Raw genomic sequence first — 13,430 nt, forward strand, 5'->3', positions numbered from 1 at the left:
GCAGCGGGTTGGCGGGCTTGACGTTGAACGGTCCGCGGTAGACGTTCTTGTCCTGTCCGGGCCAGCCGGCGCAGATCGAAGACTTCCAGGTCCACATCTGCACGAAGGGGTTCTTCTGTGCTTCAGGAGAGTTGGCGAACTTCTGCCAGGCCTTCGGGTCCTTCGGATTGACCGAGTCGGAGCACATGACGCCGATCTGCTGGATCTTCTCGGTCCACTTCGCGTCGTCCGGGGTGCGCGGACCGGGCTCGACCGGCTTCTCCCCGGCAGGAGCGAAACCGAGCGGCGGCTTGACCGTGGACTTCTTACGGGCCTCCTCCGCGGTCTGCTTCATGGTGACCGAGGGCTTCTTCTTCTGGGTGAAGAGCTTCCAGGAGTCGTTGATGGAGGTCATCAACTGCGGGATCATGTCGGCCTCGTACAGCGAGACGCTCGTGGTGTGCAAGAAGTCCGAGAGCCAATGGGTGTCGTCACCCTGTTTGACCGGACCCTTCTTGAGGATCTCGAGGCTCTCCTTCCACGCCTTCTCGATGGTGGGGGCTTCGGGGCAGCGTTTCGGTCCGGCCTTCTTGCACTCGGCGATGGCGGACTGGATGGCGTCCAGGGAGCCGGCGCCCGAGTGGACCCGGGCGGTCACCGGGACCTGCTCCTTGCCCTTCTCCCCGGTGGACCAGCCGATGGGGTCGACCACGCTGTCCACGGTCATCCGGCCCACCGTGTTCGGGAAGAGCGCCGCATAGGTCGCGCCCAGGTAGGTGCCATAGGACACCCCGAAGTAGTTGAACTGCTTGTCACCCACGGCCCGCCGGATCATCTCGTGATCGCGGACGGTCTGCGCGGTCGACATGTGGTCGATGAGCGGGCGGCTGCTCTCCGCGCAGGCGGTGCGCACGTAACCGTCGTGCTCGAGCTTCATCTTCTCGTGATCGGGCTGGGTCGGGTAGTCGCCGGGGTGGACCTTGGGTTCTTCCTTCTTGCTCCAGCAGGCGGCCAGCGGCGAGGGGAAGACACCGCGCGGGTCGACCCCGATGATGTCGTACTGTGCCCCGACGTTCTTGCCGAGGGCGCCGGCCATCTTGGGCAGTTTCGTCGAGGCGCTCTCCCCGGGACCGCCGGGGTTGACGAAGATGGATCCCTTCTTGTCCTTGCCGGTCGCCGGTTTCTTGGCGACCGAGATGGCGAACTTGGGGCCGTCGGGCTTCGAGTAGTCGACCGGCAGCAGTGCGGTCGCACATTGCAGGGTCTTGTCCTCGTCGCAGGCGGCCCACTTGAGGGTGGGGACCTTCACCTTGGACATGTCCGGGCCGTTCGACGGCGCGGCGGGTTTTTTCTGCCCGTTGGCCTCGGTGGGGACGCCCGCAGCCTGTGAGGTGGCGGGGAGCATGGCGAAAGTGATGGCGGATGCGGCCAGGGCGGCAACAGCAGCACGCACGGGAAAAGCTCCTCCCGGAGGGGGTATGTGAGATGACACGGGGAGCGCCTCCCGGAGGCGAAACACGGCTGGCGACGGGGGCGCTCCGATGAGTTTGTATGAGCCAGAAGTCTACTGAACGAACCGGACACCTGTTCAGGTTCCTGGGGTCACGGTCCAGTGACAAATTGCCGGACTTTTCCTGGGAAATGTCTGGCTCCTGCCGATCTGCCCTCGGCGCCAGGCCCTCCCTCGCCGCACGCTTCCTCCTCTCCGAGACGGAGGCCTTGCCCGGCAGGGCACTTCCCGCTCTCAGCTCACTTGGGTGGCTGTCGATAGGACGTGCGCAGGCCTGACGGCCACTTCTCGCAGACTCCACGGACGGAAGACTCATGATCACTGTGACACGTCGCAACGGGACGACGTTTGCGCTCAACCCCGACCTCATCGAACGGGTCGAGGCGACACCGGACACCGTGGTGACCCTGGTCAGTGGCACGAAGTACGTGGTGGCCGAATCGGTGGACGACATCGTCGCGAAGGTCTGCCACTTCCGGGCCGCGGTGCTGACCGCATCGACCTCGCCCCACGCGGCCCCCGCACCCCCGGTGCGCCTGCACTCGATCTCGACGACGACGGAGCGATGACGTGGACCTTGGAACACTGATCGGCGTCGGCGTCGTCACCATCGCCGTCTTCGTCACCGCACTGCTCGACGGCGTGTCCATCAGCCACCTGCTGCTCCCGGCCCCGCTGGTCCTCATCTTCGTCGGCACCTTCGGCGCGGCCGCCGGCGGCCTGCTCCTCTCCGAGTACGCCATCGCGCTCAAGGGCCTGCAACGGGCCTTCGCCGGCAAGGCTCCAGACGGCAGCGAACTGGTCGACGTCATCGTGAAGATGGCTGACCGGGCCCGCCGCGAAGGTCTGCTCGCCCTGGAGGACATGGCCAAGGAGATCGAGGACCCTCTGCTCAAGGAGGGCATCCAGATGACGGTCGACGGCACCGACGCCGCCGAGATCGAAGAACTCCTGATGATGCGGATCGACGCGAAGAAGGACCAGGACAAGATCGGTGTCGCCTTCTACGAGGCGATGGGTGGCTATGCCCCCACCATCGGTGTGGTTGGCGCCGTCCTCGGTCTGATCCACGCCCTCGGAAACCTGGACGATGTCGCCGCGCTGGGCGAGATGATCGCCTCCGCCTTCGTCGCCACCATGTGGGGTGTCTTCATCGCCAACGCGGTCTGGCTCCCGGTCTCCGCGAAGCTCAAGCGGATCAGCCAGCTCGAGGTCAAGAACATGGAGATGATCGTCGAGGGTGTCCTCGCGGTCGCCGCCGGCACCTCGCCGCGGGTCGTCGAACAGAAACTGCGTTCCTCGCTGCCGGCCTCGGCCGGGGCGAAGGGCAAAGACACGAAGGCGGCCTGAGGTGGCGAAGAAGAAGAGAGCACCCGAGCCGGAACCTCACGCCAATCACGAGCGCTGGATGATCTCCTACGCCGACATGCTCACCCTGCTCCTCGCCCTGTTCATCGTGATGTTCGCGGTCAGCAAGGTCGACCAGGCCAAATTCCTCCAGTTCGCGCAGGGCGCCAACCAGGCCTTCGGTGGCTCCGGCTCGGTCGTCCTCAACGGCAAGGGCGGTACGGACGCCGGGTCGGACGGGATCATGAAGGCCCAGAAGCCGCCGAATCCCGACGGGGCCCAGCAGCTCGACCCGAAGAAGGCTGCGGAGATGGTCGCTGCCGAACAGGCTCGGCAGAAGGCGCAGTCCGACGAGAAGGAACGTCTGGAGCAGCTGAAGAAACAGATCGACCAGGAACTGTCCGGCAAAGGCTTGAAGGACGCCGTACAGATGAATGTCGACGAACGCGGCCTGGTGGTCAACATCATCACCGACAAGGTGCTCTTCGAGACCGGACAGGCCTCCTTGCGTCCTTCCGGTACCCAGGTCCTCGACCTGATCGCCCCGACCATCAAGAACCTGCCGAACCGGCTCACCGTCGAAGGACATACGGACAATGTGCCGATCCACAGCGGGGCCTTCCGATCGAACTGGGAACTCTCCCAGGCCCGGGCGGCCAGCGTCCTGCAGCGTCTGCTCGCCGACGGACTTCCCGAGAGCCGGGTCTCCCTGGCCGGTTACGGGGAGCAACGTCCGATCGACACGAATGACACCGAGCAGGGCCGTTCCCGCAACCGGCGGGTCGCCATCGTGGTCCTGGCCAATGTGACACAGCCGCTGACCCCGTCGACCCCGATCGCTTCGCCCTCGCCTATCGCCTCGTCCTCGCCGATCGCCTCGCCGAGCGAGCACCCTTCCCACTAGGAGCTGGAGAACATGTCAAAAGATCAGGACGCCACCCCTGCCGAGGGCGGGGCCGCCAAGGGCGGGGGCAAGAAGATGATCATCGTCATCGCGGCCACCGCGCTGGTGGTGATGGTCGTGGCCGGGCTCGTCTTCAAGATGGTCCTGGGCCCCAAGGAGGCCCCGAAGGACCTGTCCAAGGAGCCGGGCGCGGTCGTCGCCCTCGCCGAGGACATGACCTTGAACCTGTCCGACGGCAAGTACCTGAAGATGAAACTGGCCCTTCAACTCTCCGAGGAGGCCACGCAGAAGGCCGGCGGGGAGAAGGCGTTGAAGGCCTTCGACGGGTCCAAGGCCCGGGACGCCGCGATCGGGATCCTCGGGCATTACACGATGGAGCAACTCCTCAAACCGGAGAACAAGGAGAAAGCCCAGGAGACGCTGACCAAGGAGGTCAAGGAGCGTTACGAGGGCAAGGTCATCAAGGTCTACTTCACTGATTTCGTGATGCAGTGAGGACGCTGGTGGACACCCGTTCGGTCGACGTAATCGACTCAGATACAGCCGTTTCGAGCCGATCAGAGGCATCGTGAACGGCGGCACCCCAGTCCTCTACGACTTCCGCAGCCCCAGCCGGTTCAGCCGTGAACAGGTTCGTGCGCTGCAGATGGTCAACGAGACCTTCGCCCGGCAGATGGCGACGGTGTTGTCGACGACCCTGCGGATCGTCGGCCACTCCGCGTTGAACACCGTCGAGCAGGTCACCTACGACAACTACTCGAGCAATCTGCCCAATCCGTCCTTGCTGGCGGTCGTCGAGTTCACCCCGATGGGCGGCGACGGTGTCTTCCAGATGCCGATGAACGTCGTGATGAGCATCATCGACCGGCTGCTGGGCGGCCCGGGCACGGACGAACAGCCCAGCCGGGCGTTGTCGGACATCGAGGCGGGTTTGATCCGCAACCTCGTCCAACGCATCGTCCGGGAGCTCACCTACGCCTTCGACACCCTGGCGCCGGTCAAAGCGACCGTGCAATCGCTGGAGTCCGATGTGCAGCTGCTGCAGCTGGCACCGCCCCAGGATCCGATGGTGGTCTCGGACTTCGAGATCCGGATCGGTGACCTGGTCTCCTCGGCGACCTTGTGCATGCCGGTCTCCACGGTCGCTCCCGTCCTGGACGTCCTCAAGGCCAAGCCTCAGGAACTGACCGGGCCGCAGGCGGCCGCGGCCAAGGCGTTGAACGAGCGCATGCACGAGGTCCCGGTGGTCGTGACCGTGGCCTTCGAACCCATCCAGTTGACCAGCAGCGAAGTGCTCGACCTGCAGGTCGGCGACGTCCTGCCGTTGCGTCATCCCACCAACCAGCCGTTGACCCTCTCCGCGGACGGGGTCCCGGTCGGCACCGCTGTCCCCGGAAGCCACGGCAGCCGACTGGCCTGCCAGATCATCGCTGTCTGATCCCCGCCCCACTCTGCCGTGAAGGAACCGCCGATGTCCTCCCTGAACGAAGAACTCGACACCGCCCTGATGGCTGCGGCCGGGGTGCTGCCGAGCCACTTCGCCGATTCGGCCGAGCTCACCCTGGAGCCGCTGTCGGCCATCCAGGCGACGACCCTGTCCCTGCCCGGTGGTGCGTACGGCATCGAATGCGTGGTGAAGGACGCCGGCGAGGTCGGCACGGTCATCCTGATCGTGACGGGGCTGGTCGATCACGCCACCGGGGAGATCCTGGACCGCAGCGAGGCGCGCACCAAGTGGACGGAGGCCTTGAGTCAGGCGCTCACCGCCCTGCAGGAGCCTCTCGGCGCGTTCAAAGCCGGGCAGATCCACATGACCGACGCCTTCGACGCCTTGGAGAAGGCCGACGAGTGCAATGTCGTCGGTTTGTTCCGCGGGCAGACGTTGGCCGCATTGTTGATGACTCTGCCGGCGAAGTCCACCGGTCAGGGGGCCGCAGCCCAACTGGCCGCGGCGATCCAGGCGGCCGAGGCCGAAGCCGAGGGCGAGGAACCCGGTGACGGCGAGGGAGAGCTCCCCGACGCCGCCGGCGCGGAGACGGCCGAGGCCATGGCCGCCGACACGGACCTGTCGGCGGGCGCTGCCGCACCCGTGGGCGCCCCCGGCGGTCCGGTGCCCGGCGGTGACCCGGCTCAGCAGGGCGTCTACGTCCCGCCTCCGCCGCGTGACCCGCACGGGCCGGCCGATGCCCCGTCGATGACCTTGGCCCCGTTGACCGGCGCCTTCACCTATTCGGTGGATCCACGGCGGATCGACCTGCTGCGCGACGTGATGATGGGGGTCAGCGTGGAGCTGGGCCGCACCCGGATGCCGGTGCAGCAGATCCTGGGGCTCATCCCCGGCTCGATCATCGAACTGGACCGCGCCGCCGGCGCCCCGGTGGACGTCCTGGTGAACGGCAAGTTGATCGCGCACGGCGAGGTGGTCGTGGTCGACGAGGAGTTCGCGGTCCGGATCAGTGAGATCTGCAGCCCGGAGGGTGAGGGGCGGGTCAGCGCGTGAACGACACATCGGCTGTCGCCCTCGCCCTGCGGATGGTGATCTCCCTGACGGTGGTCCTGGCGTTGATCGTCTGGGCCGCGCGGGTGGTCAACCGGCGGCAGGGGTCGTTGTGGCGCCGTCCCGGCGTGCAGGTTCCGCTCGTGCTGCTCAACCGGATCGGCCTGTCCCGACACGCTTCGGTGGCGGTGGTCGAGGTCGGTGAGGAGATCCTGGTGCTCGGGGTCGCCGACACCGGGGTGACTCTGTTGTCCCGGGTCGACCCGGACACCTTGCCGTCGCGGGCACCGGAGGAGGACAGCGGCTCGGTGGCCGGGGAGCGGGGGCCGCTCCAGCCCTTTTCTTCCGGGGCTCGCAGCGACGGCGCCGTCTTCGCTGAGGCGATGCGGTCAGCTGCCGGCGCACTGGCCCGTCGCAGTGGTTTCGTCGGGGCAGGTCGAGACGGTGGGGACGGACGTCATGGATGACCTCGATGTTCACGCCGGTCGCAGCCCGTCCTGGCGCGCGTTCTCCCGGTGGATTTTCGCAGGGGCAGCCGGTGTGGCTCTCGTCGTGGGGGCCCCGGTCGCGGCTGCGCAGGCGGTCCCGGCTCAGGCTGCGTTCGTCGCTGTCTCGTCCGTGTCTTCGTCGTCGGCGATCGCTGCTTCGATGACCGGGACGCCGGTGGGCGTTGTTCCTGCGTCGGCGATGTTGCCGGGGCTGTTGCCCGCACCGGACCCGGTGGTGCCGACGCCGTCCCCGCCGGGTCGGCCCGGGGAGGTGAAGGTCTCCGTCGACGGGGGTGCTGCCGGGCGTAACCAGGTGGTGCAGATCATCCTGTTGATGACGATCCTGTCGGTGGCTCCGTCGCTGCTGTTGCTGTGTACGTCGTTCACGAAGATCGCGGTGGTGCTTTCGTTGACGCGTAACGCCTTGGGGACGCCGACGATTCCGCCGAACCAGGTGCTGGCCGGGTTGGCGCTCTTCCTCAGTCTGTTCGTGATGTCACCGGTGCTGACCCAGATGAACGAGAAGGGCTTGCAACCGTATCTGAACAATCAGGTGGAGTTGAACGTGGCGGTGGAGCGCGGCGGTGAACCGTTGAAGCTCTTCATGGCCGAGCACACTGGTGACATGGAACTGCAGACCATGATCAAGATGAGCCGGTCGGAACAGCCGAAGAACAAGAAGGACACCGACTTCAAGACCCTGATCCCGGCCTTCGTGCTGTCCGAGCTGAAGAGCGCTTTCATCATCGGTTTCGTCATTTTCATCCCCTTCCTGGTGATCGACCTGGTGGTCGGTTCGGTCCTGATGAGCATGGGCATGATGATGCTGCCCCCGGTGATGATCTCGTTGCCCTTCAAACTGTTGCTCTTCGTGATGGTCGACGGGTGGTCCCTGGTCACGACGGCCTTGATCACGAGTTATCGATAGGGGCCCGGGCGATGACCGACAATCAGGTGATGTACCTGGGGGTACAGGCGATGTACCTGGGGGCGAAGGTCGCCGGGCCGATCCTGCTGGTGACCTTGGTGATCGGTTTCGCGATCTCGTTGATCCAGGCGGTCACCCAGGTGCAGGAGATGACCTTGACCTTTGTGCCGAAGGTCATCGCGGTGGCTTTCGTGCTCCTCCTGCTGGGTAACTGGATGATGGGGGAGATGGTCTCCTTCACCCGGCAGATCATCCTCGACCTCCCGACGATGTTGAAGACATGAACGGCGCGGCCCCGATGGCCTTGGGCGTCAGCGCGCCCTACGACCTGTTGATCGCGCATCTGCTGGTCATGGTCCGGGTGCTCGCCTTCCTGGTGGTGGCTCCGCCGTTCAACGGCCGGACGGTGCCGATGCGGGTGAAGGGCGCGTTGGCGATGGCGATCTCGTTCGCGCTCGCGCCGACGGTGGCGGGCAGCGCCACCTTCCCGGACATGCCTTCCTTGGTGTGGGCGGTGACCTATCACTTCCTGACCGGGGCTTTCATGGGTTTTGTCGCTCTGGTGTTCTTCTCCGCCGTGCAGGCTGCCGGCGATCTGGTCGACCTGTTCAGCATGTTCACGATGAGTCAGCTGCTCGACCCGATGTCGAATACGCAGAGCGGGGTCTTCGGCCGGATCGAGTACTTGATCGGGACGACCCTGTTGGTGGCTTCCGGGGGTCATCTGGTGATGTTGCGCGGCTTGTTGACTTCGTTTCATCTGGCGCCGATGCATCCGCCGCTGTGGGGGGACGTCGCCCGGATGGGGGTGTCCAATCTGAGTACGTTCTTCGTGGCGGCCATGGAGATCTCCGGGCCGATCGTGGTGGTGCTGGTCCTGGCGGATCTGGCGTTGGGTCTGGTCAGTCGGGCGGTTCCGAGTCTGAACATCTTCCAGCTGGCGTTCCCGGTCAAGACGGTGTTGACGGTGGCGCTGGCCAGTGTGGCGGTCTCCTTGCTGCCCAGCGCGGTGTCGATGTTGGTGGGCCGGGTGGTCGACGAGATGGTCCCGATCGATCGTTTCTTCGGGGGGTGAGGGGCGGTGGCCGAGGACAAACACAGCAAGACCGAGAAACCCACGCCGAAACGTCGTAAGGAAGCCAAGGACGAGGGCAATGTCGCCAAGACCCCGGATCTGTCGGCGTGGTTGACGGTCTTGGCCTTCGTGGCCTTGGGTCCGTACACGGTCGGTTCGTTGCGGGATGTCTTCACCGGTCTGTTCCGCGACGGTGAGTCGTTGATGAGGCGGCCCGACGTCCTGCAGTTGGAGCCGGTGCTGCTCTCGGCGATGTGGGGTTTCGCGAAGACGGTGGGGCCTATCGCTTTCGCCTGCATGTTCCTGGGGGTGATGGGGCATGTCGTGCAGGGCGGGTTGAGTGTGTCCTCGAAACGGTTCAAACCGAAGTGGAAGAAGCTGAATCCGGGCCCGGGGTTGAAGAACATGTTCGCGATGCAGGGCATGTGGACCTTGGCGAAGACGTTGATCAAGTTCGTGGTCTTCGGGACGGTCGCCTACATGGTGATGACCGGCGTGGTCACGTCGATCACCGGTACCGGGGCCTGGTCCTTGTCGAGCGTGGCCTCGGTGGGCGCCGATTCGGCGATGACGATCCTGCGGATGATCGCGGTGACCGGTCTGGTGATCGCGGCGGCCGACTGGATCGTGGAGAAGCGGCGGATCGAGAAGTCCTTGATGATGACGAAGGACGAGATCAAACGGGAATCGAAGATGCAGGAGGGCGACCCGCACCTGAAGGGGGCCATCAAGGCGAAGCAGCGGGAGATGGGCCGTCGCCGCATGATGGCCGCGGTGGGTGAGTCGACGGTGGTCATGGCGAATCCGACCCATGTGGCGGTGGCCTTGTCCTACGAGACGGGTGGCGGCGCGCCCAAGGTGGTGGCGAAGGGCGCGGGCCATCTGGCGGTGCGTATCCGTGAGGAGGCGCAGGCCCATGACGTCCCGATCGTGCGTGATCCGATCACGACGCGCATGTTGTACAAGTTGTGCGAGGTGGATCAGGTGATCCCCCCGGACCTGTACGACGCCATCGCCCAGGTCATCGCCTTCGTCTTCTATCTGGACGAGATGGGCCGTGCTTCGGGTGAGCACGACAGCCCGGTGGAGAACCCGTACGGCGAGGACCTCCCGGACGATCTCACCGATGACGCCCTGGGCATCCGGGGCCTTTCGGTGGAAACGGAACCGGATGCCGGGGCGTGTCCTGGGGGCTCTCAGATCTGAGGGGCGGGTGCCGAATGGCAGGAGGTCAGCCGCCGGTGGGTCGTGGACGACCGTCTCCCCTCGTGAGGTCATGTGAAGTCGAACCGTTTAGCTCAGGTCGGCGTACCGGCGCTCATCATCGGCATCGTCGTGATGATGGTCGTGCCGATGCCGGCGCTCCTGCTCGACATGTTGTTGGTGTTCAACATCACCTTGTCGATCCTGATCATGCTGGTGAGCCTGGCGGTGACGAAACCTCTCGATTTTGCGATCTTCCCGGCGTTGTTGTTGATCGCGACGTTGTTCCGGTTGGCGATGAACCTGGCGGCGACCCGGCTGGTCCTGTTGGACGGTTATGCGGGCAAGGTCATCGAGTCGTTCGGCCATTTCGTGGTCGGTGGTTCTCTCGTGGTCGGCATGGTCATCTTCGTGATCCTGATGGTCATCCAGTTCGTGGTGATCACGAATGGTGCCGGTCGGGTCGCGGAGGTGGCGGCCCGGTTCACCTTGGACGCGATGCCCGGTAAGCAGATGGCGGTGGACGCCGACCTGAACTCGGGGTTGATCGACGAGGACGAGGCGCGGCGCAGACGTAAGGAGGTCGCCGCCGAGGCGGACTTCTACGGGGCGATGGACGGCGCGTCGAAGTTCGTGAAGGGCGATGCCATCGCGGCGATCGTGATCACTTTGGTCAACTTGATCGGTGGTCTGATCATCGGCGTGATGCAGCGGGGGATGGCCATCGGTGACGCGGTGTCCACCTATTCGCTGTTGTCGATCGGTGACGGTCTGGTCTCGCAGATCCCGGCGTTGTTGTTGTCGATCTCCACGGGTCTGATCGTGACCCGGGCGACGACCGAGAACGACATGGGCACGGATCTGTTGTCGCAGTTCGCCCGGCAGCGTCAGGCGATCATCCTGGCCGGCGGCGCGGTGATCGCGGTGGGTCTGGTTCCCGGGCTGCCGAAGTTGCCCTTCCTGTTGATCGGCGGTCTGGCGGTGTTGGTGGGCCTGCGGTTGCCGGCTGCCGGGAAGGAACCCGAGCAGGTCGAGGTGGAGCAGGAGCTGCCGCGGGAGCCGCAGAAGGACAGCCCGATGGCCATCGCGCAGGACATGCGGGTGGAGCCGTTGGAGCTGGAGTTGGCCTACGACCTCATCGACCTGGTGGACACTTCCTCCGGTGGGGATCTGCTGGACCGGGTCCGGGCTCTGCGACGCAAATTGGCTCAGGAGATCGGCATCGTGGTGCCGCTGGTCCGCACTCGGGACAATCTGGATCTGCCGCCGCGTCATTATGCGATCCGGGTGCACGGTGTGGAGGTGGCTCGAGGTCAGGCCCCGGCGGGCATGGTGCTGGCCATCGGCGACGAGTTGGAGGGCCTGCCCGGCATGGTCACCAAGGAGCCGGTCTTCGGCCTGGACGCCAAGTGGGTTCCGGCTGAACTGCGCGAACATGTGGCTCTGGCCAATGCCACGGTGGTGGACCGGTCGTCCGTGGTGACGACTCACATGGCCGAGGTGGTGCGCACCTATGCCGCGCAACTCTTGGGCCGCGAGGACGTGAAGATGCTGGTCGACATGGTCAAGCAGGACCATCCGGTGGTCATCGAGGAGTTGACTCCGCAACCGTTGACGCTCGGTGAGATCCAACGCACCTTGCAGGCGCTGCTCGACGAACGGGTGTGCATCCGCGACCTGGTCCGCATCTTCGAGGCGATGTCCTTGCGGGCCAAGGTGAGTACTGATTCGGACGGCCTGGTCGAGGCGGCCCGGGGCGCGCTGGGTGCGGCGATCGCGATGGCTCATGCGTCGGACGGGCGTCTCCCGGTGATCACTTTCGACCCGATGTTGGAGCAGCGACTGTTGGAGTGTCTGCGAGCCGGGGACGGCGGCATGTTCTTGATGCTCGACCCGGTGCTCTCGGAGCATCTGGCCTTGGAGGCGGGGCGGATCGCCGCGGAGAGCGAGGCCGCTGGCGACCCGGCGGTGCTGGTGTGCGCGCAGCCGCTACGTCTTCCGGTGCGCCGTCTGGTGGAGGCCACGTCGCCGCGTCTCCCGGTGCTTTCCTACGCCGAGCTGGGTGGCCAGCTCACGTTGATCACTGCAGGGGTGGTGAATGTCCAGGAAGTCACGGCGGCCTGAGCCGGAGGGTGCGGCAGGCGGCAAGAAGAAGCGTGGCCGTCGAGGACGGAAGGGCGAGCCTGAGGTTGCGCGCGCGCACTTGGTGGTCGATCCGGGGCCGCAGGGGGTGCCTTTCGCGGTGGTCGTGGTGGTCGCGGCGTTGATGTCCTTGCCGACGGTGTCGATGTACATGTCGGGTGGTCTGCGTTTCGACGCGATGATGGTGCGGGTGTTGGCTGCTTTGGCGGTCTCCTGGTTGCTGTCGAATCTGGTGTATGCGGTGTTTGATTCGATGCGGCCGAAGGAGGTGAAGGCGGTGGTGGAGCTGCCTCCGGAGCAGGCTTTCGACGTGATGACCGGGCAGACGCCGAATCCGTTGACCGGCACGGTGGTGGGGGATGATCTTCCGGTGCGGGATCCGTATGCCTTGGATCCGGTGGAGCCGCCTGCGCCGATTCCTCCGGTGGATTCGGTGGGGCCGGTGGAGGAGCCGCCGGCGGCCGGGGAGAAGGGGAGCCCGGCGGCGTGATCTTCAAGGGGACGGTGTGGGGCCCGGCGCTTCGCGCCGGGCCCCACACCGTTGGGGTGGTGTTTGTGGTCAGCGTCGTCGGGTGGCTTCGCGTCGGCTGGCTCGCATGTGTGCGCGGACGATGCTGAGTGCGGGGTCGAGGTCGCCTTCTTCGAGGAATCGGACGAGTCGTTGGTGGTCTTCCACGATCTCTTCCAGGTCCACCGGCAATTTGTGCGAGGTGGTCATGGTGATTCTTTTCTGGCGGTCTCGTAGCGCGGCATAAAGTCCGGTGAGATGAGCATTTTGGGCGGCTGCGACGATCGCGAGGTGGAAGTTGGCGTCGGCGGCAGTGAATGAGGGGAGATCTTTTGCGCGGGAGTGTCGGGATTGCTCGGTGATGTTCTCCCACAGGGAGTCGACTAATTCTTGAGGTGCTCGATCACTTTCGGTGAGCAGTTTGGTGATGGCGAAGGTCTCGATGAGTTCCCGGGCTTCGGAGACCGAGGTGGCCTCGTTGGGGGAGATGGGGACGACGACTGCGCCTCGCTTGGGGTAGAGCTCGAGAAAGCCTTCTGCCTGCAGGCGGAGGAAGGCTTCTCGTACGGGGGTGCGGCTGACGCCCAGCGCGGTGGAGACCTGGCCTTCGGTGATGATGTCTCCACCGCCGAGTCTGCCGTCGATGATGCGCTCTCGTGTGTCGTGATAAGCGCGATCGGTGGCCGACATGTGTCGGTTCATGCTTCCCCTCTCGTGCCTCGACCGTCCGCGCCCCATACCTTGAGCCGTTGATTCCCACGGTCTGTCAAGATTTTGTCGATAGATACGACGGTAGCTTTTTCGGAACCCTTTCGCAATTCCGGCGCGTGCTGATAGAGTTTTTTGCCT

At 65.2% G+C, this 13,430-nt stretch carries 15 protein-coding genes; 13 read left to right on the forward strand and 2 right to left on the reverse strand.

The window, feature by feature from the left end; all coding sequences use genetic code 11:
* A partial coding sequence (locus AUCHE_RS06640) for an alpha/beta fold hydrolase (RefSeq protein ID WP_006502515.1) occupies window positions 1-1,432 on the reverse strand: 1,432 nt, incomplete at its 3' end.
* 371 nt (window positions 1,433-1,803) lie between these two features.
* On the opposite strand from AUCHE_RS06640, the gene AUCHE_RS06645 reads away from it, so the two are divergent.
* The 13 genes from AUCHE_RS06645 to AUCHE_RS06705 all read left to right on the forward strand — a co-directional run bounded on the left by AUCHE_RS06645 (window position 1,804) and on the right by AUCHE_RS06705 (window position 12,563).
* A complete protein-coding gene (locus AUCHE_RS06645; RefSeq protein WP_006502516.1) occupies window positions 1,804-2,058 on the forward strand; it encodes a flagellar FlbD family protein in 255 nt (84 codons plus the stop codon).
* A gap of 1 nt (window position 2,059) precedes the next feature.
* Window positions 2,060-2,839, forward strand: a complete 780-nt coding sequence (locus tag AUCHE_RS06650; RefSeq protein ID WP_006502517.1) for a motility protein A — start codon at window positions 2,060-2,062, stop codon at window positions 2,837-2,839.
* 1 nt (window position 2,840) lies between these two features.
* Window positions 2,841-3,740, forward strand: coding sequence for an OmpA family protein (locus AUCHE_RS06655; RefSeq protein WP_006502518.1), 900 nt, complete (start codon window positions 2,841-2,843; stop codon window positions 3,738-3,740).
* A 12-nt stretch (window positions 3,741-3,752) separates the two neighbouring features.
* Window positions 3,753-4,235 (forward strand): flagellar basal body-associated FliL family protein, encoded by a 483-nt coding sequence (locus tag AUCHE_RS06660; protein WP_006502519.1) that lies wholly within the window; start codon window positions 3,753-3,755, stop codon window positions 4,233-4,235.
* 73 nt (window positions 4,236-4,308) lie between these two features.
* Window positions 4,309-5,178, forward strand: a complete 870-nt coding sequence (fliM, locus tag AUCHE_RS06665) for a flagellar motor switch protein FliM (protein ID WP_006502520.1) — start codon at window positions 4,309-4,311, stop codon at window positions 5,176-5,178.
* Between the two features lie 33 nt (window positions 5,179-5,211).
* Complete coding sequence (gene fliN, locus AUCHE_RS06670; RefSeq protein ID WP_006502521.1) at window positions 5,212-6,240, forward strand: flagellar motor switch protein FliN; 1,029 nt, start codon at window positions 5,212-5,214, stop codon at window positions 6,238-6,240.
* Complete coding sequence (locus tag AUCHE_RS15580) at window positions 6,237-6,704, forward strand: FliO/MopB family protein (protein WP_006502522.1); 468 nt, start codon at window positions 6,237-6,239, stop codon at window positions 6,702-6,704. Before fliN ends, AUCHE_RS15580 begins: the two co-directional genes overlap by 4 nt.
* Complete coding sequence (gene fliP, locus AUCHE_RS06680; protein WP_081578157.1) at window positions 6,697-7,653, forward strand: flagellar type III secretion system pore protein FliP; 957 nt, start codon at window positions 6,697-6,699, stop codon at window positions 7,651-7,653. The genes AUCHE_RS15580 and fliP overlap by 8 nt, the downstream gene beginning before the upstream one ends.
* Window positions 7,654-7,664: 11 nt before the next feature.
* Window positions 7,665-7,937, forward strand: a complete 273-nt coding sequence (gene fliQ, locus AUCHE_RS06685; RefSeq protein WP_006502524.1) for a flagellar biosynthesis protein FliQ — start codon at window positions 7,665-7,667, stop codon at window positions 7,935-7,937.
* The gene (locus AUCHE_RS06690) at window positions 7,934-8,728 is read left to right on the forward strand and encodes a flagellar biosynthetic protein FliR (RefSeq protein ID WP_006502525.1); all 795 of its coding nucleotides are present in this window, start codon (window positions 7,934-7,936) and stop codon (window positions 8,726-8,728) included. Before fliQ ends, AUCHE_RS06690 begins: the two co-directional genes overlap by 4 nt.
* 6 nt (window positions 8,729-8,734) lie before the next feature.
* Window positions 8,735-9,934, forward strand: a complete 1,200-nt coding sequence (locus tag AUCHE_RS06695) for an EscU/YscU/HrcU family type III secretion system export apparatus switch protein (RefSeq protein WP_006502526.1) — start codon at window positions 8,735-8,737, stop codon at window positions 9,932-9,934.
* Window positions 9,935-10,006: 72 nt separating this feature from the next.
* The gene (gene flhA / locus AUCHE_RS06700) at window positions 10,007-12,055 is read left to right on the forward strand and encodes a flagellar biosynthesis protein FlhA (protein ID WP_006502527.1); all 2,049 of its coding nucleotides are present in this window, start codon (window positions 10,007-10,009) and stop codon (window positions 12,053-12,055) included.
* Window positions 12,030-12,563 carry a hypothetical protein gene (locus tag AUCHE_RS06705; RefSeq protein WP_006502528.1) on the forward strand — a complete coding sequence of 178 codons (534 nt, stop codon included), beginning with the start codon at window positions 12,030-12,032 and terminating at the stop codon, window positions 12,561-12,563. Before flhA ends, AUCHE_RS06705 begins: the two co-directional genes overlap by 26 nt.
* A 69-nt stretch (window positions 12,564-12,632) precedes the next feature.
* On the opposite strand, the gene AUCHE_RS06710 is transcribed toward AUCHE_RS06705, so the two are convergent.
* Window positions 12,633-13,283, reverse strand: coding sequence for a GntR family transcriptional regulator (locus tag AUCHE_RS06710; protein WP_006502529.1), 651 nt, complete (start codon window positions 13,281-13,283; stop codon window positions 12,633-12,635).
* Window positions 13,284-13,430: the final 147 nt, after the last annotated feature.

It is taken from the genome of Austwickia chelonae NBRC 105200 (assembly GCF_000298175.1).
GTDB lineage: Bacteria > Actinomycetota > Actinomycetes > Actinomycetales > Dermatophilaceae > Austwickia > Austwickia chelonae.

Coding starts and splice junctions, on each gene's coding strand:
- AUCHE_RS06645 (WP_006502516.1), top strand. CDS start 1,804: ATGATCACTGTGACACGTCGCAACGGGACGACGTTTGCGCTCAACCCC.
- AUCHE_RS06660 (WP_006502519.1), top strand. CDS start 3,753: ATGTCAAAAGATCAGGACGCCACCCCTGCCGAGGGCGGGGCCGCCAAG.
- fliN (WP_006502521.1), top strand. CDS start 5,212: ATGTCCTCCCTGAACGAAGAACTCGACACCGCCCTGATGGCTGCGGCC.
- fliP (WP_081578157.1), top strand. CDS start 6,697: ATGGATGACCTCGATGTTCACGCCGGTCGCAGCCCGTCCTGGCGCGCG.
- fliQ (WP_006502524.1), top strand. CDS start 7,665: ATGACCGACAATCAGGTGATGTACCTGGGGGTACAGGCGATGTACCTG.
- AUCHE_RS06690 (WP_006502525.1), top strand. CDS start 7,934: ATGAACGGCGCGGCCCCGATGGCCTTGGGCGTCAGCGCGCCCTACGAC.
- AUCHE_RS06705 (WP_006502528.1), top strand. CDS start 12,030: ATGTCCAGGAAGTCACGGCGGCCTGAGCCGGAGGGTGCGGCAGGCGGC.
- AUCHE_RS06710 (WP_006502529.1), bottom strand. CDS start 13,283: ATGAACCGACACATGTCGGCCACCGATCGCGCTTATCACGACACACGA.